Genomic DNA, 26,880 nt, shown 5'->3' with positions numbered 1-26,880 from the left:
ACATGAATTTATTGCATTTACTTATTTTATTTTCGGCAACCTCCTTTCTTATCTATGGAATGGCGTATTTTGCCTCGTCGAATATGAAAAATGAATTTAAACGCTTTGGACTTGAAAAATTTGGACCATTAATTGCTGTTTTAGAATTGGCAGGGGCTATCGGTTTATTTATTGGGCTTCAAAATCATACTGTTTTAGTTCTTGCTTCCGGAGGCCTAGCTTTGCTTATGCTTCTTGGTACAGGGGTAAGAATAAAGATGAAAGATTCTTTATTGGTTTCTTTACCCGCGTTTTTTTACTTTGTGTTGAATCTCTATATTTTATGCAGAACCTTAGAATAAATCAACACTAAGTTGTTTTTAATATTTACCACCAAACAGTTCACTATTTGTTCTAATTTTAAATTAAAACAAAATACCCATTCCAATAATAATTGAAATGGGTACTAAGTAATAACCATGGTATAATGTCGTATTTTAAAATCAAGATAAAATTACATAACAATCTGATTTAAAGCTGCTTTACTTAAAGTTAATTCTTTTGACTTTACGACTTTTAAACTTTCGACTTATTTATAATAATTGAGAAAATCAATAATGCTTCAGCATAACGCTTTTATCACATTTTGAAATTATTCAATAATAATTTTTTTACTGGTTTTATTATTCTCATCATCAATTAGCTGCATGATATACGTTCCAGACGAAAGAGAAGAAACATCTATTGTATTACTAGAAGACTTTAGTACTGTACTTAAAATCTGTCTTCCTAACAAATCAAATACTGCAACATCTAAGTGCTGTGTTTTTTCAAATTGAACCGTAATGCTATTTTTTGCAGGATTTGGATAGACCTGAATTAGGGAAGTATCGAATTTTTTAGCGCTAAGGCTTAAGCTTTCTACTCCACAATATGCTATTGCCCATGATGTAAGTATACCATCATCCCCTAATCCTGTATCCGTTATATTAAGTCTCCATTCGCCTTTAGCACTTTCTCCATTAAAAGCAGAAAGCGGTTGCGCCGGCTTTAAAACACCAGAGATTGCTGGACTTGTTAAAGAACAGTTTATTACAGCCAACCCTTGATCATCAAAAGTAGCATCCAAATCCGACTTAGAATCACACTTACTAGCTATCAGTGAAACATTGGTCCCTGATGGACTTGTCAGTACCGCAACTATATCTCCTATATAACTATGGGTAATTTTCATCGAAACATTAATATCTGAAATTGGGATATCAGTTGCTATATCTATTGTGCTTGTTGTTGTTAAGGTTGATACTATTACAGAAGGATTAGTGTTAGTCCTACTAAAACACTTGTTTGAACCAGTTGTAAAGCTACTTGGCCTACTAAAAACACCGTTTGCACATTCGTTTTTAGGCCTAACTCTCCAATAATATAACGTATTTTCGCTTAACCCTTTATTTTGATTATATCCATTTTTTGAGACAGTTGCGGTTTCTACTATAGATTGAAAATTTGAATCAGAAGCAACTTCCACATCAAAAAATTCAGCACTGTTATTCCCATCTTTAGACCAGATATAGGATGGATAAGTTGATTGTTTCACACTTGTATTAGCTGGACTACTCAGCACAGGCTCCGAAAAAACACCTCCCTTTAGCGTTAATACAACAACTTGAGTTTTGGTTTCTGACGGAGAAGTACCCGCGAAAGTGATAGAATAATCCTTAGGGTTTGAATTAGAAAATCCGCTAACGGTCATTAGTATTGTTTCTTTTGAGGTACTTGCTGTTGTTGGTGTAAAGCTAGCTGTGGAACCAGATGGTAAACCTGTCGCAGCAAATCTCACTACCCCCGTAAAACCCGCAGAAGGAATATAATCAAAACTAAAAGTTGATTTATTATCATTAGCACATTGGATTTTTGAGACTTCAAGCGCTGTCAAAAAGAATGTTGGAGTTGTAACTTGCTTAATTATTATAGTTGCGTCATTTACATCTAAGAAAACATTGTCAGCCGCTTTTATCATTAAACGCCCTGATTCCGTTAAAGAAGAGGGTACAATGATGCTTTTAGAACCACTATTTAAAGCCTTATCCGCTAATATAATAGTATCGGTAAAATCCCCTAAAGCCGAAAATAAAATATTTACAAACAAACAGTTTACCGGAAGTAAATTGGTATTCGCAACATCCCAAGTTATCAGTTGAGTTTCACCTTGTATCCAAGTCGTGTTTGAGTTTTGACTTGAAACTTTAAAGGGTCCTGCCGTTTGGATTGTATTTAATGTCATTAAATCAGCTGCCGTTTGTCCGCCATAAACAACATTATCCCTAACCGTAAAAGCAAACTCAAAACTCCGTTGAACTTGGGGAATTACCTCCCAAGTAGGCATCAGATTATTACTTAAAATATCAGTTAATTGGGGGAAATACCTATTAGGTTTTGTGGTTCCTCTTCGGGTTCTAAACATAGGACCTTGAATAGCCGTTGGGACAGGCTGAACAGGACTTTGCATCTCTTCATTGTCATTTTGTTCCCACGTATAAGTAAGAAGATCTCCTGAGTCAGGATCAGAACCTGTTCCTGACAACTGAAATGCGGTACCTACAGGAATGCTATAATTAGCTCCCGCATTGGCTTTTGGCGGTAAGTTGCTAACCTTGATTTCATCAAAACAAGCGGAACTCACACCCCCTTGAATGTTAGCACTTATGTCTCGTATGTTTACATAATTAAAATAATCATCCGAATTTTCCTGTACATTTTGCCCCGTACAAATTCCGGCATACCCCATTATTGACGATCCGCTTCCGGGTTCCACTTCGGTATTATTCCCGCTTTTCAAACAGGTAGTTGTCCCATTGTGGGTATGATACCCTCCCATTTGATGTCCAATTTCATGTGCTACATAATCAACATCAAAAGAGTCTCCAGTAGGATTTGATCTACCAGTCATACCGCTTCCTTTATTTCCGGAATTACAAACACAACCAATACAACCTGCATTACCGCCGCCAGCTGTATTAAAATTATGCCCTATGTCGTAGTTTGCGTCTCCAATATTAGCATCTATGGTCAATTGAGTTTGCTTATTATATTCTGTACCCCAAGGGTCAGTAGTTCCATCATAATACATTACATCAAAATTCTTAGGTACAAACTGATATGTGATACCTAATTCTTTCTCATAAATACCATTTACTCGTGTCATTGTGACAACCATTTGCGCCATGATATTTGATTTTTTTTCAAAATCGGTAGTAGCATTACCAATAAACAAGGCACCATACTCTCCTGTACACGACATTGCTAATTCATACAACCGAATTTTACTATCATCAGTAGCACCTATCGTTTTATTTATTTGCGTATTTCCAGTTTTTTTAGAAAGTGAATTATCAGTCTCGCAAGTAAAAACATCAGATGAATTATTGACTAGATCATCTCTGTTGTAAGCAATATATACTGACTTATCACTTGTATAGGGATCTATAAAATAAGTTGATTTTCCAGCTTCAAAAACCTGAGCATGAAATCCGGCTTGCGACAGACTAAACCGAATATATTTACCAGGATGTACTAATGAACTACCAACATAACTTTTAATATTTGGTAATTTTGCAGCCAAATCCGGATGCAAAATTTGGGCATCTAAAACTTGGTAGTTTTCAACAGAACCGTCTTCATTAGGCACATTGATTATATTTTGAGAAGTCCCAAAAAACACACCTCTTTTAGGAGCATTCTGTAGTTTATTTTTAACAGTGGCTATACCAACCGTGTAAAGTTTAAATTTTGTGGGCATTTTTTCTTTATCAAAACTAATATTATTAATTTTGAGCCGACTGTTTTCGGATAAAGCGGTCCAATCACTTTTATTCTGCCCCCATGATATGCTTAAGGAAAAACAAAACAGTAGGGGTAAAAGAAAATTATTTTTAGTATTCATTATCTTTAAATTTAGGTAAAAAATAAATCCTCCATTGCATTTCTACGATGGGGGATTTTGAATCAATTATTTATTGCATCAGAAACTTAAATGTATCTGATTTATTACCATTTATAACAAGAAAATACATTCCGCTGGATAATTTACTAACAGGTATTTTAGCTTCATTACTACTTTCTAATTGCAAAGCGCTTATTAAACCTCCATTTAGGGTATAAATGTCAACTCGATCAATTGGCGTTCTTGCACTGGAAATTGTAATTACTTTATCAGCCGACAATACAGTTGGGTATATTTTAAATTCTTCCCCATTAATTTTTTGCGTAGATAAAGTTGCTTGTGTTACCAAAGCAAAAGTTCCAGATCCGGTATGATTTCCTTTATAAGTACGATATTGCTCCGCAGAATATGCAGCACCTAACCCTCCGTTTATTTGAAAATTCTTAGGGTAATTTTTAGCATCATTGATAGAGTTGCTATTTACTTTTATAACTCTTAACCCGCTAGGGTCTGAAAATTCACTTGTTTCAGCATCTGTAAAGAATAGTGTTAAGTCATAGGAAGTTGTTGGTGCATTCAATCCATCTGCTTCTACTTTGATAACTTTCCCTGAATGAGATCCTGCTATATTAGTAAAGTTAGATTTACTACCTGACTCACTAATAGTTAGCGTAACACAACCCAGATCCTTAGTCGCATTTTCTATCAAACCAATGACATCTCCATCTTGATCGCTCAAAAAGTATACTTGATTTCCAATTTTCACGGTTTCACTATCAAATTGCATCAAATCAGATTCTACTGAAGCCGGTGTTCCGCTTACTACTACGTTGTCTAAAGTAAAACTAAAAGCAGTACCTAGTAAAGCATCATTATACCATCTCCAAGCTAAATGAAATTGTGTATTATTTAATGCCGGTGTCGCTTTATTATACTTACCTGAAGACATAACAGCTCCTGATGCTGTACCTGCAAAAAAGGCTAAAGAATTATAATTAGCGCCATCTAAAGAGTATACAAATTCACCATAATCAAACAACGCAGTATTATCTACTTGGTCCGTTTCTCCTCCTGCTTCCCAGTCAAAAGCTACAGTAACATCGCTCATCCCTTTTGTATCAATCAATTTGCTTATGAGAAGTAGATTTCCGTTTTGGGTTGAATCATAAGTGGCGCCTTGAGATGCAGTGCCATTTGAAACGTATGCTTTTCCTAAAGTATTTGGCCCATTAAAAAGCCAAACATTGGGATCCAATCCTATTACACTTTTAGTTTCCCAACCAGATGGAATATTTGAAGTAGTAAAAGTTTCTTTAAAAATCTCTACCGTACCTATACCAATAGCTGGTACATAATCATTATCAACAATTGTGATGTTTTGAATTCTAGATTGCGCTACAGGAGTATTTACATTAAACTTGATTATAATATTTTCTACACCTTCAACTATACCATCATTAAAAATGTTGAGTAAAATTGTTTTAGTCCCATCTTTATCAAAAGACAAACTAGTTGCTGATGTAGTAAAGTCTTTATTAATAGTTGCTGTAGAACCTGAGAAGTCTAAATTAATGGTTTGAGGAGAAGTGATGTTTACCCCAGTAACCTTAACCTCTATTGTATTAAAAACAGCACACCCTTGTGTTGCTGTCTGCTCGTTGACTACAGAAACATTAGCCGATTCAAAGAAAAGTTGGTTTGGATCAGGCGCAATAAATTCATTCCCTACATTAACCGCATACCAGGCATTCGTTACTTGTTTCACTTCATTAGAAAACGTTCCATATTCTTGTCCTGCAACAAGTATACTTGCATCTCTCATCTCTTGAAAAGTAGCGTTTGGAGTAAGTAGCACTTCGGCCTTAAAAGTAATCTGTTCAGCAATAAGAAAACCTAAACCTTTGACACTGTAGACCTTCAAAGCATCATTTATTTGATCATCTGCAGCCGCTTTAGCTTTCCCACGAGTAAAACTCTTTCCAGAACCTTCTACTAATAAATAATACCATTTATTTAGAACTCCACTATTACTATGGACTCCGCATTGGTCATTCGCTAAACTAGGTTGTACACATTGTGGGTCAGACCAAAATTTACCTCCATAACTGTCGGGATCTGTATTTGCTTTTGGATCATCCATCCAACGCAAAGCAGTAGATCCAGCTGCGCCCGGAGCTAACCCACCATCACGTTCATCAATTTGTTCTCCAATTCCCCACGGGTCATAAGGCAACGAACTATCAATTGTAGTCAATACATAGTTTTCTACAGATGCTGCCCAGATATCCGAAAAACCTTCATTCATAGCACCGGATTCTCTGGCGTAAACTAAATCAGATGTATTAGAGCAGACACCATGTCCTATTTCATGCCCACAAACATCCATGGATGTTAAAGGCCCAAAAGAACCATTAGGCTTTGTACCGCCTTGATAACTTCCATCTCCGTAGGTCATTGCAGTACCATTCCAGAAAGCATTGTCATACGCATCACCATAATGTACATAATTAATAACTTTGGTACCACGATTATCATAACTACTTCGATTATGAATAGCTCCCCAATATTTAATTACTATTTCAGCTCCCCAATGCGCATCTAAAGCAATATCATCATTTTTTGTTTCATTGTCAACAGGGTATTTTAGAGTAGTGAAACGACTTCTCCAGTGTTCATCTGCGGTCCAGTTGTTGTCTCCAATTTCAACTTTTAATTGTCCTGATGGAGCATCACCATCATAAATAGAATACGATGGAATATTAGGCACACCAATAGGCGCTCCACCTACTCCATTATAAGAACGCGTTTCGTTTTCTATAACAACCGGCAATCCATTCACAAGAACCGGAATAGTCCCGAATAATGAATAGCGATTATTGACTGCATCTAATGTAGTCTGAAATTTTCTGTTTCCAGCATATCTTGTAGCTCCGTTCCCTTCAACTGAGGCTAAAATTGCTGCTGAATTAGTGGTGTTTATTTTATTCTTTTCGATGTTTTTATTAATTTCATCTGCATGTTTAATAATTGCATCCGTTAATAAAATCTGGCCATTGGCAGCATCAACAAAAACATTGTTTCTTGATAATGGTTTTGATGCGTATATATTGAATTTGTATGCAAGCGTTAAGTCAACCTCTTTTGTCTTATAATTATCAACATATACTAATTCGCCTTTAGGCAAATATTCATTATATGATTTTTGTAATTGTTGTATCTCTTTCTGATTCACCGTAACTTTTAAACTTTTTGAAATATCTTCCCAAACATAATTCTCAGCACCAACATGTTGCTTTGCCTTTTCTAATGCTTGGTCTTGGGACAATGACTTTGTCTTAGAAACATTAGCACCCATAACATAATGCTCTAGTGTAATTGCAGTTACTTTATCTTTTTTAAGAACAATATTATATCGCGCATGCTCCACTTTCACCCCATTATAGAAGGCAGAAAAAGTAACGATATTAAAATTCCCCTTGGTGGTATTGGTGTGAATTTCTTTAAATTCAAATGAATTTTTATCTAATTGCAGTACTTCCACTAAAAAAGCAGGAACACCAGCTAAATTTAAATTATAGTCCGGTTTAATTTTTAGTAAAGAAGGACTCTGGCGACTTTTATTAAATTTAAATTCCTGGATATTTGTATTTGATTGCAAATATTTTTCATTATTTTGAGTTTTACTTTTTTGAGCGAAAATTAAAAAGGTAAAAAACAAAAAACTAGATGTGAGTAATAGTTTATTCATAGTTGTGCTGTAAAATTTGGTGTACTAATTGAGTTTGTCCTTATTGTTTAATGCTGTGTAATTTGATACTTTATTTCATTAGCGCTAATATTTATTAATTAATAGTATTTGTAGTCTTTAAAATCATTAATTCAAACGAACAATCAATAAACCACTTAGACAAGATCATTTTTAATGTCTAATCTGATTAAACAGAATCATATTAACTATATCACGGTATGCTGTTTTGACTCGTAAAACCAACATTCTCGTAACTATTATTCCAAAAAAAATATTTGATTAAAATTGATTAAAATTGATTAAAATAAATTTTAATCAAAATTTTGACTTTAAAAAACATAATTATTATATTTTAATCCAAAAAAGAATTAATTAATTAATTTTTTATCAAAAAAAAAGGTTAAAAAAAATAAACTTAATTTCTAATCAATATTAAAACAATAAATTATTTAAAAATTAATTTCAATTTATTAATTAAAAAAAAATCCTATAGATTTAAACTATTAGAGAGTAATGAATCTAATCTTTATGTTGCCATATAAAATCAGATACCGTTTAAAACTAGAAATAACCTTCTGAATTAGTGAAATTATATCAAAAAAAGAGATGCGTTTATAAAGAATATAATGGAGAGGGAAAATTTGAAAGAAAAAAAACACTACAGTGTCTTTGAGTGTCCAAAAAAATTACAGACAAGCAGTAATCACCTATACAAGTGAAAATTTATATTTTAATTAGAAGATGATTTTCTAAAAACAGTTCTGATTTGTAAAACCTATAAAAGAATCACAACAGTTTCTAATTACAAAATATCCCTTCCAAAACAGTATACGGCATTTTATTTGAACCGAAATTTAATTCATTAAACTCCCCTAGACCAGCAATAAAAAACTACGAATATAATCAATACTTATACCCTGATAAAATCAAATATAATTTACAAATCAGGCAAACCATCAATTTTGACTTTGCCTTCTTTTCCTTTGAAGATTCCGGAGGCGCTTGGCTAAGGTCAAAAAAAAAACCCATTTCTTTCGAAACGGGTTTTTTAATAATTGAGAAAATCAATTATGCTTCAACTTCAAATGGAAGTATAGATACATAAGATTTGTTATCTCTTTTCTTTTGGAAAAAAACAACTCCATCTACTCTTGCGTGTAGGGTGTGATCTTTACTGATGTAAACATTTGCACCTGGATTATGTTTTGAACCTCTTTGTCTTACGATGATGTTCCCAGCAATAGCAGCTTGACCACCAAAAATCTTAACACCTAAACGTTTTGATTCTGATTCTCTACCATTCTTAGAACTACCGACACCTTTCTTGTGAGCCATGACGTATTAGTTTTATTTTGTTATTATTCTTGAGTATCTTCTTTTTTAGCTTTAGCTACCTTTTTCTTAGGAGCTTCAACTTCTTCTGTAGTTGCTTCAACTGCTGCTTTTTTAGGAGCCGCTTTTTTAGCACCTGCTGCAGTAATACCTTCGATTACAATTTGAGTAAGATACTGACGGTGTCCGTTTCTCTTTTTGTATCCTTTTCTTCTTTTCTTTTTGAAAATGATAACTTTATCTCCTTTTAAGTGTTGTAACACTTTGGCTTCTACTGAAGCACCTTCTATAGCTGGGGCGCCTATTGTGATTGTACCGTTATCATCTAACAAATAAACTTTGTCGAAAGAAACTTGAGTTCCTTCTTCATTTGCTAAACGGTGAACGTAAACCTTTAGGTCTTTGCTAACTTTAAACTGTTGCCCTGCTATCTCTACGATTGCATACATAACAAATTGTTTTATAAATTTTTAAGGTTGCAAATATACAATTAAATAATTACCTCGCAATTTGTTGAAGAAAAAAAAATACCCAATACATCATAATTACTTATTAAATAGACTTTTGAAATAATTTTACAAAATAAAACGCTTAACTAGTGTTAAATTTCTCACAGCGAAACACTTTTATGTAACAAAAATTAAAAACCACTACTAATTATGCATATTAACAAAATTATTAACCTTATGAAAAATTCATTAATGGCTTTAGGTGCTTTGTTTATGCTAGGAGGAGTAGCTTCTGCTCAGAAAGTAGCTTTTGAAGAATACAAATTAGACAATGGACTGCATGTGATTTTGCACAACGATCCTTCTGCCCCTACTGTTATTACCTCAGTAATGTACCATGTAGGCGCTAAAGATGAAAATCCGGAAAGAACTGGTTTTGCTCACTTTTTTGAACATTTATTGTTTGAAGGAACCGAAAACATCAAACGCGGTGAGTGGTTTAAGATTGTAACTGGAAACGGTGGTGTAAATAATGCCAACACAACGGATGACCGAACCTATTATTACGAGGTTTTCCCATCTAACAACTTAGAATTAGGTTTATGGATGGAAGCAGAAAGAATGCTGCACCCAGTGATCAATCAAATTGGTGTTGATACTCAAAACGAAGTGGTGAAAGAAGAAAAGAGATTGCGCGTTGACAATCAGCCTTACGGAAATTTTTTGGCGGAAGTAAAAAAGAATATTTTCACAAAACACCCATACCGTTGGGCAACTATAGGTTCTATGAGCCATTTAGACGCTGCAACATTAGAAGAATTCCAAGCTTTCAACAAGAAATTTTACATTCCGAACAATGCTGTTTTAATTGTCGCTGGTGATTTCAAAAAAGAGCAAGCAAAAGAATGGATTCAAAAATATTTTGGACCGATCAAAAAAGGAGCTCCCATACAAAGAGAAACATTTGTTGAAGAACCGATTACTCAAACTATAAAAGCAGAATTTCAAGATGCTAATATCCAAATCCCTGCAATTGTAGCAGCCTACAGAACGCCATCTATGAAAACCAGAGACGCAAGAGTACTGGATATGATTTCATCTATCTTAAGCGATGGAAAAAGTTCTAGACTATACAAAAAAATAGTTGATGACAAAAAGATGGCCTTGCAAATTGGCGCTTTTAGTAACAGCCAAGAAGACTACGGCAGCTATATCATTTACGGTTTGCCTCAAGCGCCTAACACAACCGAAAATATTCTTGCCGAAATTGACTCTGAAATTGTAAAATTACAAACAGAATTAATTTCAGAAAAAGACTTACAAAAACTACAAAACAAATTCGAAAACCAATATGTCAACAGCAATTCTACCATTGACGGTATTGCAGACAACCTGGCTTCCTATCATTTGTTATACGGTGATGTAAACTTAATCAATACCGAAATTGAAATCTATCATTCTATCACTCGGGAAGAAATCAGAGATATTGCTAAGAAATATTTAAATCCAAACCAAAGATTAGTTTTGGATTATGTTCCATCTAAAGACAAAGCTCAAAACTAAGATACATCATTATGAAAAAATCAATATTAATTTTATCAAGCTTGTTCTTAACCGTAATTATGCAAGGACAAATCATCCCTCAGCCAAAACCTGGTGTAGCACCATCAATAAAAATCGGAAAACCGTTAACTTTTGAATTAAAAAATGGATTAAAAGTTATGGTTGTCGAAAACCATAAACTTCCTAGAGTAGCATTCAGTCTTACCTTAGACAATGATCCGTATGCTGAAGGCGACAAAAAAGGAGTTGCCGACATGACCAGTACATTAATCGGAAGCGGCACCACTAAAATTTCGAAAACAGCTTTCAATGAAGAAGTAGATTTCTTAGGCGCTAACATCAATTTTAGTTCTAATGGCGCTTCAGCAAGTTCCTTATCTAAATATTCGGGGAGAGTTTTAGAGCTAATGGCAGATGGTGCATTAAACCCAAACTTCACCCAAGAGGAATTTGACAAAGAAAAAGCGAAACTTATTGAAGGCTTGAAAGCCAATGAAAAAAGCGTTTCAGCAGTAGCAGCAAGAGTTGTAGATGTTTTGACTTATGGAAAAAACCATCCTGCAGGCGAATATGTTAGCGAAGCTACCTTGAAAAACGTAACTCTTTCAGATGTAAAAGCAAACTACACAACATATTTTGTGCCAAGCAACGCTTACCTAATTATTGTGGGTGATGTAAAATTCAGCGAGACAAAAAAAATGGTAGAGAAATTCTTTGGCTCATGGAAAAAAGCAGCTGCTCCATCGATCTCTTATAGCGATCCAATAGATGTTTCCGCTACACAAATCAACTTTATTGACATGCCAAATGCAGTTCAATCAGAAGTTGCGGTTGTAAATATGTCAAATCTTAAAATGACTGATCCAGATTACTTCGCAGTTTTGGTGGCCAATCAAATCCTTGGTGGCGACTTTAACAGTTACATCAACATGAACTTAAGAGAAGCGCACGGATGGACTTATGGTGCAAGAACAAGCATTTACGGAGACAAACGCATTTCTACTTTCAGTGCTTCTACGCAAGTTCGTAATGCCGTAACGGACAGTACTGTTGTTGAAATTTTTAAAGAATTCAAAAAAATCAGAACTGAGAAAGTGACGGATGAAATGTTAGCCAGCGTAAAAGCAGGATACATTGGACGTTTTGTAATGCAAATTGAAAAGCCACAAACCGTGGCAGGATATGCTTTGAGAATTCAAACACAAAGCTTACCAGCTGACTTCTACGAAAACTACATCAAAAATATCAGCGCTGTAACAGCAGATGACATTTTAAGAGTATCAAATAAATATTTTTTAACGGACAACAGCCGAATTGTAATTGTTGGAAAAGCAGCTGATGTAGCTACTAATCTGGAAAAATTGAAAATACCAGTTTCCTACTTTGATAAATACGGAAATGCAACAGCTAAACCAGAATTAAAAAAACCAGTTCCAGCAGGAGTCACTGCCAAAAGTGTCATTGAGAATTACATCAAAGCTATCGGTGGAGAAAAAGCAGCATTGGCTGTAAAAACAATTGTAATGAACGGGACAACAACTATTCCGCAAGCGCCTTCTCCATTAAGCTTCACCTCAAAAATTGATGCCAAAGGAAAATTGATGGTTGAATTAACGATGGGCACAATGAGCCTAATGAAACAAGTGGTAAATGAAAAAGGAGCTTACGTAATGCAACAAGGGCAACGCCAAAATATTGAAGGCAGTACACTTGCTGATATGAAAGCAGCTGCCACACCATTTGAAGAATTGTCTCTTGCTAAAAACCAAGGTTTAACGCTGGAAACTATTGAATCCATTAATGGGAAAGATGCGTACGCCGTCAAAAACGGAAAAACAACCTTGTTTTACGATGTAACTTCCGGTTTAAAATTAGCCGAATCTAAAATTGTTGAACAAGGCGGGCAAAGCATCACTCAAACTACAAATTATGGAGATTACAAAGAAGTGAAAGGAGTTAAAGTTCCTTTTAACATCATCCAGAATGTAGGTTTTGAATTAGACATAAAAATGTCTGATGTAAAAATCAATGAAGGTGTTTCAGATAATGATTTTTTATAATCAAATCTTGAATAAATAAATAAAGGCTGTCTATTTTTAGACAGCCTTTATTATTTTTAATAAGATCCTAAACACAAACTGATCAAGAACAGCTACTACTTCTTAGCCGACAAATACACGCCGATTAAAATAATAAACGCACCAAAAAACTGAACTGGCGTTAGCATTTCATTATCCAATAATCCCCAGCAAAAAGCAACTACGGGAATCAAATACGTTACCGAAGTAGCGAAAACCGGCGATGACATCTGGATCAATTTAAAGAACAGAATATTCGCAATTCCAGTTCCTACCACACCTAAAACCATTATAAACAAAATTGATTCCTGCACTTTCACATCATGTACCACTTCAAAAAAACCGGAGAAAAACAAGATTATGAATGCCGGAACAAACAGCACCATAAAATTCCCGGTAGTAATACTCAGCGGACTCAAATCATGCAAATATTTTTTGATTAAATTGACATTGACTGCGTAACATATCGAAGCTATTAAAACCAAAATAGCATAATAATAATTTTGTTCCGGATGATGCATGGCGCCGTTCAAAATCAACAAAGCGCTTCCTAATAAACCAATTAGAATTCCAAAAATTTGATTTCTTTTGAACTGCAGTCCAAAAACCAAAGCGCCAAGAATCAGCGTATTCAAAGGGGTCAGGGAATTCAAAATAGAACTCACGGAACTATCAATTTCAGTCTGTGCAATTGCAAACAAGTAAGCGGGTATAAATGTCCCGAATAAAGATGTTAAAGCAATGTATTTCCATTTAAATACTGGGATTTTAGACAAACTTTTGAACCCTATTAATACTAAAAAAACAGCTGCAAAAATAATTCGCAACGATCCCAATTGTAACGCTGTCAAACCTATTAATCCTTTTTTTATCAGTATAAAGGAACTTCCCCAAACCAAGGCAAGAACCAACAAATACACCCATTTTAACTGCTTCGATTCCATAAAAATAATTTTGCCCAAAATTGTAATTATTTTATGAATTAGTCCTTCTTTTTTTAATTAATTTTGTAATTCATAAAAAAGTAGTTAATCTTCAAAATATACATTATAATGAATTTCAAAAAATCAATCGCAACACTGGTACTTACAAGTCTTTTATTTGTAGGTTGCAAAGAAAAAGAAACAGACATAGCTTCAAAAGAAACGGCAGAAACAACTGCGCCAAAAGTTAAAAAGGAAATTGCAGCTGCTAATCTTCAAACAGCGAGTTTCTCTGTAGAAGGAATGACGTGCGCTGTAGGCTGCGCCAAAACGATTCAAGAAGATCTAACCGCACAGGATGGTGTTCAAAAAGCAACAGTAGATTTTGATACTAAAATGGCCACTGTAACTTTTGACAAAACAGTTCAAACACCAGAAAAATTGACAACAGTAGTTGAAGCCGCTGCTGATGGCAAAACATACAAGGTTTCTAAAATGAAGTCCTAAATAGAACTTTACCTTTATCGCAACAAAACATTCTCTTTACGGGGATGTTTTTTTTTGAACCACACAAGGATGTTGAAGGTCATTAAAAAAAGCGTACAGTTAGTGTTAACAGGCTAATTTAAACTTAAAAGCCTTATTTATTCTAAAAAGAGTATTGCTTATTTTGTACTATTCCGGTAAATGGCTATTGTTGTTATTTCCACTTCAAGGTTTCCATTAGCCGCTGCATATCATTTTTGATATAACTTGCCGCTGGCATAATCGAGTCATAATTGGGTTTCGCATAAAAATAAACGGATCCCGTCAAAAAATGACTAGTACTGTCCGTAGCATAAAACTGGGAATTCGTTGCTGCATTTCCTTCTACCTGATAAAACATACCGTACACTTTTTTATCGGGATTCAAATACGGTTGTTCCAGAATATCATCTGCTTTTATCACGTGTTCATAAGTCAATTTTTGTGCATCCCGCAACAGTTCATTAATGTTTTTAGTGACTGGTTTATAGGTGAGATAAATAGTCGCTTTCATTTTTGGATAGGTAATCGTGAAACCACAATTGGGCTCTTTCTGGATAACGGCCTCTGAATTCATTTCAAAAGCAAAAGGACATTCGTTTTCAAAATTCATATAACTGGCTTGCGGATAATCCAACCGCAAATAAGCGGATGGTTTTGGGATCACGGCGTCTTTGCAACTAAAACTCAACAATGACGTTAGTGCTATTACCAGAAAAGGGATTGTTTTTTTAAACATTTCTATTTTTTTTAATCTTACAAATTTTAAGAAAACGCATTCCAATGGCTCTCTTTCCTTCGCAGAGGACCATGGAAGGATTATTCAATCGTTACTTTTATCTGTTTAACTCGTTTTTTATCCACTGCTTCTATAGTAAACAGACAGTTTTCGAATACAATTTTTTGATCTTTTTTAGGGAAATTGCCTAAAATTTCCAGAATAAATCCGGCTAATGTTTCGGCTTCTCCTTTTTTAATTTCGAATAATTCTTCATCAACATCAATAATCCGATAAAAATCTCTCAGGTTTATTTTTCCTTCAAAAAGGTAATTTTTTTCATCAATTTGAGAAAAACTAATCTGCTCATCATCAAATTCATCGCTGATATCCCCAACAATTTCTTCAATAACATCCTCAAGAGAAACTAACCCTGAGGTTCCTCCATATTCATCTACCACGATCGCTAAATGACTTTTCTTGTTCTGAAAATCTTTCAGCAAATTATCCAGCTTTTTGTTTTCAGGGACAAAAAAAGGTTCTCGCAGCAATGCTTTCCAGTCAAATTCATTTGTATTAATATGCGGAAGCAAGTCTTTGACAAACAAAACGCCTTCTATCTGGTCTATATTGTCTCGATATACCGGAATTCTGGAATATCCTTTTTCTATAATTTTGGGACAAATAGCAGCAAAAGATTCTTCTATTTCTAAAGCAAAAATATCGATTCGCGGACTCATTACTTGTCTGGTATCCGTATTTCCAAAACTCACAATTCCTTCTAATATTTTTTGCTCTTCGGAAGAGGTTTCATCCGAAGCCGTAAGTTCTAAAGCCTGTGATAATTGATCAACAGAAAAATTTGTTTTTTGTTTTCCTAATTTGTTATGCAAATAAATCGTTGCTGCACGCATTGGTAAACTAATAGGCGTCAAAAGCTTATCTAAAAAGAAAATAGGGTAAGCAATAAGTTTGGCAAACTTGGTATTATTTCGACTGGCATATACTTTAGGCAAGACTTCTCCAAAGAGCAAAATCAAAAAAGTGACTACCAATACTTCCAAGATGAATTTCAATACCGGTTGGGTTATCGCTGCAAACATGCTTTTGCCAGTATATGAAAACAATATTACTATCGCTATGTTGACAAAATTATTAGCAACCAGAAGTGTGGCCAGCAGTTTTTTAGGTTTTTCTAATAGCGCGGCAATAATTTTTCCTTTAGAATCATTCTCCTGAATGGTTTCATCAATCTCTTTTTGTGACAACGAAAACAAGGCAACTTCGGCACCTGAAATTAATGCGGAACAAAACAGCAATATGATTATTACTGTAAAACCAAATGCTAAATTAGTATCTATTGCGTAAGCAAAAAGCAAACTGGGCTCTGAGTCCAAATTGGTAAGGATTAGTTAAACACTCAAAATGGCAAGTCGTTTATAGGCAAGACATTCTTTTCGGTGTCAAAATTAGTGTTTTTCGGGACATCAGATACAGGAATTTGTTTATTACTTTCAGTGTCTTTCTTAGTTGACAGAAAAGTAAATTCGGTTACCTGAATTTCAGTGGTGTGTTTTGTACTTCCATCATCTGACTGCCATTGACGGGATTTAATGCGTCCTTCCACGTAAATTTTATCGCCTTTAGAAAGGTATTTTTCACAAAGTTCCGCCGCTTTGTTGCGAACAACTAAATTGTGCCACTCCGTAGAAGTGATTTTTTCATTGGTGGTTTTGTTGATATACACTTCGTTTGTGGCCAACTGAAATCTTCCAATACAATTGCCTCCATCAAAATAATGCATTTTGATGTCGTCGCCAAGAAAACCAATTAGCATAACCTTATTTAATGTTCCGTTCATTTTAGAATATGGTATTTTATCAAAGATACATTTTTTTAGAAACTCTATAAATCCTTTTCAATAAAATTATGAATCACAATTGGGAACGGAAAAGTTCTCAAAGTTTCAACGTCAATTCCGTTTTCAATTGTTCCTTCAATTTTCACTTTCCAAAACTTAATATGTAAATGCTGGTGTGACAATTTATGAAGGATACTTTTTTCGTTGTATTCTAACATACTTACGACAGTATTTTCTTTAAAATAATCCGCTTGAATAGCTTCGCTAACACAATCAAAATCTTCCTCTTTTTCGGTTTCTATCAAAGGGAATTCATAGAGATTGTGCCAAATTCCTTTGTCTGTTCGTTTTTGAATTATGGTGTTGTCATTTTCATCTGCAACAACCAGATAATTAAAGTAACGGCTTCTCACTTTTAGTTTTTTAGTCTTAACAGGCAACTGATTAACTTTGTTTTTTTGCAAAGCAGCGCAACTTTCGTTAAAAACACAAATACCGCAATTTGGACTTTTAGGAACACATTGCAAAGCCCCAAATTCCATAATGGCTTGATTGAAGGTTGCCGGGTTATCTTTTGGCATCAGTTCGAATGCCAAAGCAGCGAATTCTTTTTTGGCAGAAGCCTGAGCAATATCTGTATCTATATCGAAATAACGCGATAAAACTCGGAATACATTTCCATCAACAACCGGAACGGCTTCGTTATAAGAAAAAGAAGCGATGGCCGCAGCGGTATATTCCCCAATGCCTTTTAATTTTAGTAAATCCGCATAGTTATCCGGAAAACTTCCCCCTAAATCTGAGGCCACATATTGCGCCGTTTTATGCAAATTTCGCGCTCTGGAATAATATCCTAATCCCTGCCAAAGTTTCAAAACATGTTCTTCATTGGCTTTTGCTAAATCAAAAACAGTAGGAAAAGCGGCAGTAAAAGACATAAAATAAGGCATTCCTTGGGCAACGCGTGTCTGCTGCAACATGATTTCGGAGAGCCAAATAGGATACGGATCCGTAGTGTTTCGCCATGGCAAATCCCGTTTATTTTGTAAATACCATTTTATCAGCAGGTTAGAAAAATTCATTTTTAAATATTAGACTGCAAAAGTAAAAGTTTATGTGATTAAAATTTAATGAATTAGCTTGAATAATTGTTTTTTAAATTCCTATATTTGCAAACTCAAAAAAATAGTACAACATTATAAATAGGAAAGAAAATGACGAAAGCAGATATCGTAGCAAAAATTTCAGAAAAATTAGGTCTTGAAAAGGGAGATGTACAGGCAACTGTAGAGACTTTTATGAATGAAGTAAAAAATTCATTAGAAACTGGAGACAATGTTTATTTAAGAGGTTTTGGAAGCTTTATAGTGAAAACCAGAGCAGAGAAAACTGGAAGAAACATTTCTAAAAATACTACAATAAAAATTCCTGCACACAACATTCCTGCATTCAAACCTGCAAAAGTTTTTGTTGAAGGGGTGAAAATAAATAACGAAGCAAAATAATAATATTAATTAATCATAAAATCATAAGATATGCCAAGTGGTAAAAAAAGAAAGAGACATAAGGTAGCAACTCACAAACGTAAAAAAAGAGCGAGAGCTAATCGTCACAAAAAGAAAAAGTAGTTTTAAACTACTTTTTTCTTTTTAAATGTTCATTGAAATTGAAAGTTAGTAATCAGTATTCAGTTTTTAGTAGTCAGTCAACTGCGAACTTAACACTGCAAACTGCCAGCTAATTTTCCCCGGGTTCAATACCTGTTAAAAATATTGTTTAATCCATTTGTTCGCCACAGCGAATAGATAAAAATGTACAGCGTGAATAAAGAATTAATCATCCGATCTAGTTCTGAAGCCGTAGATTTTGCCTTATTAAAAGATGGAAAACTAATTGAATTACACAAAGAAGAAGAAAAAAGCAACTTCCAAGTTGGCGATATTTTTATTGCCAAAATCAGGAAACCAGTTGCCGGACTAAATGCTGCTTTTGTAAATGTTGGCTTTGAAAAAGATGCCTTTTTACATTATCATGATTTAGGACCCAATTTAGCTTCCCAACTGAAATTCATAAAACTTGTAAGCGCAGGTAAATTAAAAGATTTCTCCCTAAAAAACTTTCAGTTTGAAAAAGAAATAGACAAAGATGGTACCATTACTGATGTTTTGAGTGCCAATCAATCTGTTTTAGTACAAGTTGTCAAAGAACCTATATCTACAAAAGGACCAAGGATTAGCGCTGAGCTTTCTCTTGCCGGAAGATTTATAGTTTTGGTTCCGTTTTCTGATCGTGTTTCTATTTCTCAAAAAATAGAAGACAAAAAAGAAAAAGAACGCTTGAAACGATTAGTACAATCCATCAAACCAAAAGGATTTGGTGTTATTGTTCGCACAGTAGCCGAAGGCAAAAATACAGCCGAATTAGAAAAAGATTTGCAGAACCTGCTCAGCAGATGGACTGCAATGTGTAAAAAATTACCAACTGCTCATCATCCTTCCAAAGTATTAGGAGAACTCAATAGAGCCTCTTCGATATTAAGAGATGTATTTAATGATACCTTTAGTGGTATTCAAATTGATGATGAAGAGTTGTACAACCAAACGAAGGATTATTTGCAAGAAATTGCCCCTTCGAAACAATCAATAGTGAAGTTTTATCAATCAAATGACACACCTATTTTTGAGAAATACAACATAGAGAGACAAATCAAAACTTCTTTTGGAAAAACAGTATCCATGAGTAAAGGGGCGTATCTTATTATCGAACATACTGAAGCCTTGCACGTTATAGACGTAAACAGCGGAAACCGTTCTAATAAAGCTACCAACCAGGAAGATACAGCCATGGAAGTCAACATGATAGCAGCAGCCGAAATTGCAAGACAACTGCGTCTTCGTGATATGGGCGGAATCATTGTGGTTGATTTTATCGACATGTCTAATCCTGAAAATCGCAAAGTGTTGTTCGACTTCCTCAGGGAAGAAATGAGCGATGATAAAGCAAAACATAAGATCTTACCCCCTAGCAAATTTGGACTAGTTCAAATTACAAGACAAAGAGTAAGACCAGAAGTAAATATTAAGACCAGAGAAGAAGATCCAAACAATGAAAGTGGCGAAATTGAAGCGCCGATTCAAATCATTGATAAAATCGCTTTTGATCTGGAAAGAGTATTAAAAAACCACAAAGATGTTGTGCTTAATGTACATCCGTTTGTGGCTGCATACCTTACCAAAGGTTTTCCATCATTACGTTCAAAATGGTTTCTTGAACATAAAAAGTGGGTGAAAATCATACCTCGTGATGCTTACACGTATTTAGAATATCATTTCTACGACAAAAAAGAAAATGCTGTCATAGAATAAATTATAAACCGCCTTTCGTAAGATTGGCGGTTTTTTTGTGCGTCATTGCGAGATTTTTCGAAGCAAGCGGTCATTGCGAGGCACGAAGCAATCTGGAGCTAATCCAGCTATACGTTACAATCTTTTCTTTTTTAAAGAAAAAAAGAAAAGGATTTCCACTGCTATCTGGGCTAGGGATTTGTGTAAATAGAATTATTTTCTTCTCTCCACAAAAAACCGCTTCATCAACTCCGAAGCTTCATTAGCCAAGACACCTTTCACAACAGTTGTTTTAGGATGCAATTGTGTTCCCATTTTCACAAAACCTCTATTTTCATCAGTGGCTCCATAGACAATTCTCGAAATCTGACTCCAGTACAAAGCGCCGGCGCACATCTGGCAAGGTTCCAGTGTGACGTACAGCGTACAACCCATTAAATATTTTCCGCCAAGATAATTCGCAGCAGCAGTAATGGATTGCATTTCGGCGTGGGCCGTAACGTCATGGAGTAATTCGGTAAGATTATGTCCTCGAGCAATGACCTTATTATCAATAACAATTAGAGCACCAACAGGAATTTCGCCTTTTTCAAAAGCCATTTCGGCTTCCAGCAAAGCCTTTTTCATAAAATATTCGTCGGTGAAAGGATTTATCATAGTATAAGTCTGCGAATTCGCATATTTAAGTTCTTTGCAAATCTTCGCTTTATTTTGTGATTCTTTATAAAACAAGTTTTTTATCAAATGTAAAAATACAATTTCAAATCGTACCTTTGCTTTATGTCAGATAATTTACTTTCAAACATAAACAATCCAACCGATTTACGCCTGCTTGATGAAACCCAACTTCCTCAGGTCGCTCAAGAATTACGCAATTTCATAATTGATATTGTAGCCGCAAAAGAAGGCCATCTTGGGGCCAGTTTGGGTGTTGTTGAACTCACCATCGCTTTGCATTATGTGTTTGACACACCAAATGATTTGTTGGTCTGGGATGTAGGCCATCAGGCCTATGGACATAAAATACTCACCGGCCGAAGAGAAAATTTTCACACCAACAGGCAACTCGGCGGTATTTCCGGTTTTCCAAAAAGAAGTGAAAGTATCTATGATGCTTTTGGCGTAGGACATTCTTCGACTTCCATTTCAGCAGCATTAGGAATGGCGATCGCTTCTAATTTGAAAGGCGAATACGATAAACAACACATTGCAGTGATTGGAGATGCCTCCATCGCATCAGGAATGGCTTTTGAAGGATTAAATCACGCCGGAGTTACTGATGCTAATTTACTGGTGATCCTTAATGATAACGCCATCGGCATTGACCCGAGCGTTGGTGCGTTAAAAAAGTATCTTACTGCCGTAAAAGAAGGGAAAAATCCGAGGCAGAACAACATGATTAAATCATTGAATTTTGATTATTCGGGTCCTATTGACGGGCATAATCTTTTTGCGGTTATCAAGGAACTCAAACGCTTGCAAAAAGTAAAAGGACCAAAATTTCTCCATATCATCACCACCAAAGGTAAAGGACTGCAACAAGCCGAAGAAAATCAGGTTAAATACCATGCGCCGGGGAAATTTGACGCTACAACTGGGGAAATTCACATCAAATCAGAAGAGAATTTACCGCCGAAATACCAGGATGTTTTTGGCTTGACCGTATTGGATTTGGCCCGAAAAAACGAAAAAATAATAGGAATTACACCTGCAATGCCTTCGGGAAGTTCCCTCAAATTCATGATGGAAGCTTTCCCAAAACGCGCCTTTGATGTAGGAATCGCCGAGCAACATGCCGTTACCTTAGCGGCCGGAATGGTGGCACAAGGAATGATCGTATTTTGCAATATTTATTCTACTTTTTTGCAAAGAGCATACGACCAAGTCATTCATGACGTAGCACTGCAAAACTTACCGGTAATTTTCTGTTTGGACAGAGCGGGATTAGTGGGAGAAGACGGCGCAACGCATCACGGTGTTTTTGATCTTGCTTATTTGCGCTGTATTCCTAATATGATTATCTATTCCCCCATGAACGAAATAGCGCTTCAAAACATTCTCTATACTGCACAACTGGGATTGAATCAACCCATCGCTATCCGTTATCCAAGAGGTCGTGGTGTGATTCAGAATTGGCACGATCAACATCTGGGAAAGTATAAAAAAATAGCAATTGGAGAAAGCATTTGTATTAAAAAAGGAACACATATCGCAGTATTATCAAATGGAACTATTGGTCACAATGTCACTTTGGCTATAGCCAAGACAGACCATCAGGAAACCATTGCCCATTATGATTTTTCATTTGTCAAACCATTAGACGAAAAAGCACTACATACCATTTTTACTAAATTTTCAACTATAATCACGCTAGAAGACGGCGTAGTAAATGGCGGTTTTGGGAGTGCTATACTTGAATTTGCTTCCCAAAATAATTACACTTCAAAAATAAAAATATTAGGCATTCCTGACGAATTTATTGAACAGGGAACAGTCGCTGAATTACAACAATATTGCAAAATTGACGTTAAAAGTCTTGAAATCCTTTTTTCAAGCTATTAAAATAATTATTTTGCACGTTTAAATTTAATCTCCCCCGTAATGAAATTACTCCCTACTGCATTTTTACTTTTTTTATTTTCAGTTTCTATAAATAGTTTTTCCCAAGAAGCAACAGTCAGTACTATGAAAACTGCACTTAAACCTGTAACAACACTCACAAAAGTAAAGAAACCGCTGACCGTAGTAGTCAATATACGAACTAAGAAACCACATGTCCCTTTATCGTATTGGACAAAAAAAAATAGTTTAGGATTTGACATATCCGAAGTCGCTTTTATCAACTGGAGTCCCGGAGGAACAAGCTCCGTTTCCGGGTTGTTCAACGGAAAATTTCTGAGAACGTACAACCGAAGCAATTACAATTGGACCAATGAACTTTTAATCCGATATGGTTTAAACAAACAAGACCGCATCGAAGTAAGAAAAACGGATGATGCCCTTTTATTAAACTCAACATTTGGTTATCGAAAAGACACCCTTTCGAATTGGTACCATTCCGCAAAATTAAATTTCAATACGCAGTTCACTAATGGTTATTCTTATCCAAATACTGAAACTGCAATATCAAAGCCCTTTGCTCCAGCTTATGCCTTCATGGGAATAGGAGCTGAGAATATAAATAAAGAGAAAAAAAGAACGTTTTATATTTCCCCATTTACATTTAAAACAACCTTGGTTTTAGATCAAAGATTAGCGAATCAAGGTGCTTTTGGTGTCTCTAAAGCCATTTACGATCTGAACGGAAATTTGATCGAAAAAGGCGAAAAATCCAGAACAGAGCTCGGATTTTTATTTACGGGTCATCTGAAAAAAGAAATTTTTAAAAATATTCATTTAGAAAATCGCCTAAGTTTATATTCTGATTATGTGAATCATTTTGGCAACATAGATATCGATTACGACCTCCAATTTGAATTAGTGGTAAACCAATACGTAAAAGCGAATATTGGCGCACATATTATTTATGATGATGACATTAAATCAAAAAGAGAAATAGCGGGAATTCAAGTCACTGAAGGCCCAAAAGTACAAGTACGGCAAGCTATAGGTGTTGGAATACAATATTTGTTTTAAAAAAATCCTGAAAAATTTTTTCAGGGCTTTAAAATTTATGCTATTAATTTTTAATTATTTTTTCAACATAATGTAAATTTTCTCCTTTTATATCCAATATATAAATCCCGGTTGCCAATGCACTTAAATCAATTGATTTTGCTCTACTGAATTCTTGGTTTTTAACATCATAAAGCACTCGTCCGTTAAGATCTATTACTTGGATATTTACCATACCAGAGTATTGATCAATTTTAATTGTTATTGGCCCTTTGGATGGGTTTGGAAATACGCGCATCACATCACTCTCAAAGTTGTCTACCGCTAAGGCGCAATTTGGTCCTGATACGGGTCTTGTAAAATCTTCAGCTTGATCATTCCCGACATTATTGTCTCCAGCAGATGCATTAAACCCAAGGCCTCTGGCAGCAAAAACTTCCCAAATCAAACAGAAATCCTTACCGCCTGTTATTGCCTGATCTGCAGCTATAATAGCATTTCTTGCATCTATAAAAGTAGGACTGCAAGCTTGTAATTTGATTCCATCTAATACAATTCGCATGATTCTATTATTCCCTCCTGATCCTGTATATTTATTATTATCAAAACTATATTTATTGATATAAGCCCACGTTAAATCCCACAGCATAGTAGCCCAAACGGAACCTACCCCGTGTACGGAGGTTTTTGATACATTATCTGTGTCAATAAACTGATAATTATTGGTAGAGGCGTATGTCATTGGATTAATCGCCCTGTCCGTAGAATACTGAAAATCTCGTATTCCCCTGCCATCTGTGGCTTGTGAAGAAACAAAAGTCCCTATTCCTCTTTTGGCACCACCAGAATCTCCAGGTTTAATTTGCATCATTAATGCAAACCAATCAGACCAACCTTCTCCCATTTGATCCGCATTATTCAAACAACTGGAGTTATTGCTCCCGCCGGCCAGACGAGTAGAAATCCCATGACCATATTCGTGTGCAATAATCCCATTATCGAAATCACCATCTGAATTTATGAAAGGAGAAGCCTCTAATTGAATCTTTATATTCACGGTTTGAGTCTGCATCTGGGTTATAATATTCTCCCCAACGGACTGAGTAACACTTATCGCAGGTATGGTAATCGATTCATCAGCTCCCGACATAATTAAATCTCCATCAGCATTATTAACAACAATTACAGCAATAGCCCCAGCATTTTGCGCCGCTTTTACTTTTACTACAAACGTACAGCTCCCTCTTCTCAGCACAACGATTTTTCCACTCATTGCCGCAGCATTAGAAGGTGCTACACACCCTTGGGAGGTGCCGCCCGTACTATCTAAGTAGAGCACTACATCAGATTGCAGGAAATTGGGAGCCACAGGCAAATCAACACGTCCTGGGTTAAAGGAGTTTTGCCTTGCTACATAACTTCCAGCAATACTTGCAGGCGAATTAATTATTATTGGCTTAATTTCTGGACCTCGATCCCACAGAAACATCTGCATCCTTCCGCTACTCCCATCCACCGGAGTTGAAAAATTAGCATTATTTAAACTCATTGGTACCACTAATGATCCATCTTGTGCATCAGCATTAACATGATCCGTATCTTTCCCGCCACGATTGTAGTTATTCACTTGGAAATTTCCATTTGCTTCATCAAAACCATATTGATACCAAACATCATGCATGACATTATTCATATAAAAAAGGTTCGTAATTGCCGCATCTATATAGGTTGATGCCTGTACATTTGTACCACCATAAGGAAAATCAAAAAGTAGTGATGCTCCACCTGAAGGGCTAAAACCCGAAGTTGAATTAGTGCTGACAAAATCCTCTTTAGCCCATACATTATTTCCTCTGGTTATCGTAAATTCATGTCCCGCCACACCATCAACATCATGCCAGCCAAAAGGAGATGCATGGCTGTTCGCTGGGTTCGAAACAAGTTGAAAAGCAAAGTGGTTGGGACTTTCAAAATTGAATGGTATCACTCGGTAGGACCCGCTAGTTGTTTGCGTTGGAGAGGCCGAAAAAATTTGTTTGTAACTGGAGTCAAATGAATTTGCCCAAGACTCATGAGAATGACCGATTGCTTTACTATGATCAAAACTGCAAGAAATAACAAAATCATTTTTTTCTAACAGTCCCCCATCAGTGGCATCAATTCTCACGCTCCATATATGGTCCTGAGTTGGTGTATAAATGGTAAAATCCCACGCCAAAATTAATTTACCATTACTGGCTTGATGAAAAACTAAATTAGCAGTGACTGGCTCCTGAATGCCTAACCCATTGCTTATTTTAAATTTATGAGCTTCTTTATTTTCTATAACAGTGAAAATTTCATCGGCTTTCATGCCCAAGAGCGAATACGCTTTAGTCAAAGCATCTACTGCTGATAATGAGGGTTTGGTTGTATTTACTTTTTTAGAAACGCCATCCACTATTCGTTTTTGAACATCAATAACTTCACTATTCTGTATTGAAAAATTAGAAACTGCCCTAAAGATTTCAATACCTTTATAACGTTGCACTACATAACAATTTTGTATTCCGGAGCTGGTCGCTCCACCATCGCTTTGTATTACCCAATCCTTAAAATCGCTTTTCGAAACATTAATTTTAGCATTAGGAGTATTTAAATATCGTTGAATAATTAAAGTGTTCGATTGTCCTAAAGCAAAAAAATGCGTTAAAAAAACTAAAAAAAGTATAATTTTTTTCATAAAAATCTAATAATTCATCAATCATAAAAGCTGAAAACAAATCTAATTTTTTTAATCTACAATAACAAATTAATGATTAG

19 protein-coding genes are annotated in these 26,880 nt (G+C 35.3%); 8 read left to right on the top strand and 11 right to left on the bottom strand.

The window, feature by feature from the left end:
* Positions 1–2: 2 nt before the first annotated feature.
* The gene (locus EKL99_RS08190) at positions 3–341 is read left to right on the top strand and encodes a DoxX family protein (RefSeq protein WP_126561469.1); all 339 of its coding nucleotides are present in this window, start codon (positions 3–5) and stop codon (positions 339–341) included.
* 290 nt (positions 342–631) lie between these two features.
* Here the strand turns inward: EKL99_RS08190 and EKL99_RS08185 are convergent, their stop codons facing one another.
* The 4 genes from EKL99_RS08185 to rplU form a co-directional block, all read right to left on the bottom strand.
* A complete protein-coding gene (locus tag EKL99_RS08185; RefSeq protein WP_126576740.1) occupies positions 632–3,922 on the bottom strand; it encodes a reprolysin-like metallopeptidase in 3,291 nt (1,096 codons plus the stop codon).
* A 70-nt stretch (positions 3,923–3,992) separates the two neighbouring features.
* Positions 3,993–7,580, bottom strand: a complete 3,588-nt coding sequence (locus tag EKL99_RS08180) for a M4 family metallopeptidase (RefSeq protein ID WP_197037226.1) — start codon at positions 7,578–7,580, stop codon at positions 3,993–3,995.
* Between the two features lie 1,158 nt (positions 7,581–8,738).
* Positions 8,739–9,005, bottom strand: a complete 267-nt coding sequence (gene rpmA / locus EKL99_RS08175; RefSeq protein WP_086453627.1) for a 50S ribosomal protein L27 — start codon at positions 9,003–9,005, stop codon at positions 8,739–8,741.
* A gap of 23 nt (positions 9,006–9,028) precedes the next feature.
* Complete coding sequence (gene rplU, locus EKL99_RS08170; RefSeq protein ID WP_126455145.1) at positions 9,029–9,451, bottom strand: 50S ribosomal protein L21; 423 nt, start codon at positions 9,449–9,451, stop codon at positions 9,029–9,031.
* Positions 9,452–9,688: 237 nt separating this feature from the next.
* On the opposite strand from rplU, the gene EKL99_RS08165 reads away from it, so the two are divergent.
* On the top strand, positions 9,689–11,014 hold the full coding sequence (locus EKL99_RS08165) for a pitrilysin family protein (protein ID WP_126457567.1): 1,326 nt from the start codon (positions 9,689–9,691) through the stop codon (positions 11,012–11,014).
* A gap of 11 nt (positions 11,015–11,025) precedes the next feature.
* Complete coding sequence (locus tag EKL99_RS08160) at positions 11,026–13,074, top strand: insulinase family protein (RefSeq protein ID WP_231507406.1); 2,049 nt, start codon at positions 11,026–11,028, stop codon at positions 13,072–13,074.
* Positions 13,075–13,169: 95 nt separating this feature from the next.
* Here the strand turns inward: EKL99_RS08160 and EKL99_RS08155 are convergent, their stop codons facing one another.
* Entirely contained in the window at positions 13,170–14,036 is an 867-nt protein-coding gene (locus EKL99_RS08155; RefSeq protein WP_126576738.1) for a DMT family transporter, read from the bottom strand.
* Between the two features lie 108 nt (positions 14,037–14,144).
* On the opposite strand from EKL99_RS08155, the gene EKL99_RS08150 reads away from it, so the two are divergent.
* A complete protein-coding gene (locus EKL99_RS08150; protein WP_126455139.1) occupies positions 14,145–14,522 on the top strand; it encodes a heavy-metal-associated domain-containing protein in 378 nt (125 codons plus the stop codon).
* A gap of 193 nt (positions 14,523–14,715) precedes the next feature.
* Here the strand turns inward: EKL99_RS08150 and gldD are convergent, their stop codons facing one another.
* The 4 genes from gldD to mutY all read right to left on the bottom strand — a co-directional run bounded on the left by gldD (position 14,716) and on the right by mutY (position 18,201).
* Positions 14,716–15,279: a gliding motility lipoprotein GldD gene (gene gldD / locus EKL99_RS08145; RefSeq protein ID WP_126455137.1), complete on the bottom strand. Its 564-nt coding sequence runs from the start codon at positions 15,277–15,279 to the stop codon at positions 14,716–14,718.
* Between the two features lie 80 nt (positions 15,280–15,359).
* The gene (locus tag EKL99_RS08140; RefSeq protein ID WP_126576737.1) at positions 15,360–16,655 is read right to left on the bottom strand and encodes a gliding motility-associated protein GldE; all 1,296 of its coding nucleotides are present in this window, start codon (positions 16,653–16,655) and stop codon (positions 15,360–15,362) included.
* A 23-nt stretch (positions 16,656–16,678) separates the two neighbouring features.
* The gene (locus tag EKL99_RS08135; protein WP_126576736.1) at positions 16,679–17,119 is read right to left on the bottom strand and encodes a single-stranded DNA-binding protein; all 441 of its coding nucleotides are present in this window, start codon (positions 17,117–17,119) and stop codon (positions 16,679–16,681) included.
* Between the two features lie 44 nt (positions 17,120–17,163).
* On the bottom strand, positions 17,164–18,201 hold the full coding sequence (gene mutY, locus EKL99_RS08130; protein ID WP_126553957.1) for an A/G-specific adenine glycosylase: 1,038 nt from the start codon (positions 18,199–18,201) through the stop codon (positions 17,164–17,166).
* A 132-nt stretch (positions 18,202–18,333) separates the two neighbouring features.
* Between mutY and EKL99_RS08125 the strand changes: the two genes are divergently transcribed.
* Positions 18,334–18,624, top strand: a complete 291-nt coding sequence (locus EKL99_RS08125) for an HU family DNA-binding protein (protein WP_016989051.1) — start codon at positions 18,334–18,336, stop codon at positions 18,622–18,624.
* A 315-nt stretch (positions 18,625–18,939) separates the two neighbouring features.
* The gene (locus tag EKL99_RS08120; protein WP_126457572.1) at positions 18,940–20,484 is read left to right on the top strand and encodes a ribonuclease E/G; all 1,545 of its coding nucleotides are present in this window, start codon (positions 18,940–18,942) and stop codon (positions 20,482–20,484) included.
* A 192-nt stretch (positions 20,485–20,676) separates the two neighbouring features.
* On the opposite strand, the gene EKL99_RS08115 is transcribed toward EKL99_RS08120, so the two are convergent.
* The gene (locus EKL99_RS08115; RefSeq protein WP_126576735.1) at positions 20,677–21,120 is read right to left on the bottom strand and encodes a nucleoside deaminase; all 444 of its coding nucleotides are present in this window, start codon (positions 21,118–21,120) and stop codon (positions 20,677–20,679) included.
* Positions 21,121–21,243: 123 nt separating this feature from the next.
* Between EKL99_RS08115 and EKL99_RS08110 the strand changes: the two genes are divergently transcribed.
* Positions 21,244–23,025, top strand: a complete 1,782-nt coding sequence (locus EKL99_RS08110) for a 1-deoxy-D-xylulose-5-phosphate synthase (RefSeq protein ID WP_126576734.1) — start codon at positions 21,244–21,246, stop codon at positions 23,023–23,025.
* Positions 23,026–23,148: 123 nt separating this feature from the next.
* Positions 23,149–24,099 carry a DUF3078 domain-containing protein gene (locus EKL99_RS08105; RefSeq protein ID WP_370453908.1) on the top strand — a complete coding sequence of 317 codons (951 nt, stop codon included), beginning with the start codon at positions 23,149–23,151 and terminating at the stop codon, positions 24,097–24,099.
* A gap of 43 nt (positions 24,100–24,142) precedes the next feature.
* On the opposite strand, the gene EKL99_RS08100 is transcribed toward EKL99_RS08105, so the two are convergent.
* On the bottom strand, positions 24,143–26,800 hold the full coding sequence (locus EKL99_RS08100; RefSeq protein ID WP_126576732.1) for a T9SS-dependent M36 family metallopeptidase: 2,658 nt from the start codon (positions 26,798–26,800) through the stop codon (positions 24,143–24,145).
* Between the last annotated feature and the right edge of the window lie 80 nt (positions 26,801–26,880).

It is taken from the genome of Flavobacterium sp. ZB4P23 (genome assembly GCF_003970375.1).
Taxonomy (GTDB): Bacteria; Bacteroidota; Bacteroidia; order Flavobacteriales; family Flavobacteriaceae; genus Flavobacterium.
Note: the sequence above shows the minus strand (reverse complement) of the source record. Positions and strands in the feature narration are given on the sequence as shown.

Excerpts from the sequence above, each read along its gene's own strand:
- EKL99_RS08190 (WP_126561469.1), top strand. The coding sequence starts at position 3 with ATGAATTTATTGCATTTACTTATTTTATTTTCGGCAACCTCCTTTCTT.
- EKL99_RS08185 (WP_126576740.1), bottom strand. The coding sequence starts at position 3,922 with ATGAATACTAAAAATAATTTTCTTTTACCCCTACTGTTTTGTTTTTCC.
- rpmA (WP_086453627.1), bottom strand. The coding sequence starts at position 9,005 with ATGGCTCACAAGAAAGGTGTCGGTAGTTCTAAGAATGGTAGAGAATCA.
- rplU (WP_126455145.1), bottom strand. The coding sequence starts at position 9,451 with ATGTATGCAATCGTAGAGATAGCAGGGCAACAGTTTAAAGTTAGCAAA.
- EKL99_RS08165 (WP_126457567.1), top strand. The coding sequence starts at position 9,689 with ATGAAAAATTCATTAATGGCTTTAGGTGCTTTGTTTATGCTAGGAGGA.
- EKL99_RS08160 (WP_231507406.1), top strand. The coding sequence starts at position 11,026 with ATGAAAAAATCAATATTAATTTTATCAAGCTTGTTCTTAACCGTAATT.
- EKL99_RS08155 (WP_126576738.1), bottom strand. The coding sequence starts at position 14,036 with ATGGAATCGAAGCAGTTAAAATGGGTGTATTTGTTGGTTCTTGCCTTG.
- EKL99_RS08150 (WP_126455139.1), top strand. The coding sequence starts at position 14,145 with ATGAATTTCAAAAAATCAATCGCAACACTGGTACTTACAAGTCTTTTA.
- gldD (WP_126455137.1), bottom strand. The coding sequence starts at position 15,279 with ATGTTTAAAAAAACAATCCCTTTTCTGGTAATAGCACTAACGTCATTG.
- EKL99_RS08135 (WP_126576736.1), bottom strand. The coding sequence starts at position 17,119 with ATGAACGGAACATTAAATAAGGTTATGCTAATTGGTTTTCTTGGCGAC.
- mutY (WP_126553957.1), bottom strand. The coding sequence starts at position 18,201 with ATGAATTTTTCTAACCTGCTGATAAAATGGTATTTACAAAATAAACGG.
- EKL99_RS08125 (WP_016989051.1), top strand. The coding sequence starts at position 18,334 with ATGACGAAAGCAGATATCGTAGCAAAAATTTCAGAAAAATTAGGTCTT.
- EKL99_RS08115 (WP_126576735.1), bottom strand. The coding sequence starts at position 21,120 with ATGATAAATCCTTTCACCGACGAATATTTTATGAAAAAGGCTTTGCTG.
- EKL99_RS08110 (WP_126576734.1), top strand. The coding sequence starts at position 21,244 with ATGTCAGATAATTTACTTTCAAACATAAACAATCCAACCGATTTACGC.
- EKL99_RS08105 (WP_370453908.1), top strand. The coding sequence starts at position 23,149 with ATGAAAACTGCACTTAAACCTGTAACAACACTCACAAAAGTAAAGAAA.
- EKL99_RS08100 (WP_126576732.1), bottom strand. The coding sequence starts at position 26,800 with ATGAAAAAAATTATACTTTTTTTAGTTTTTTTAACGCATTTTTTTGCT.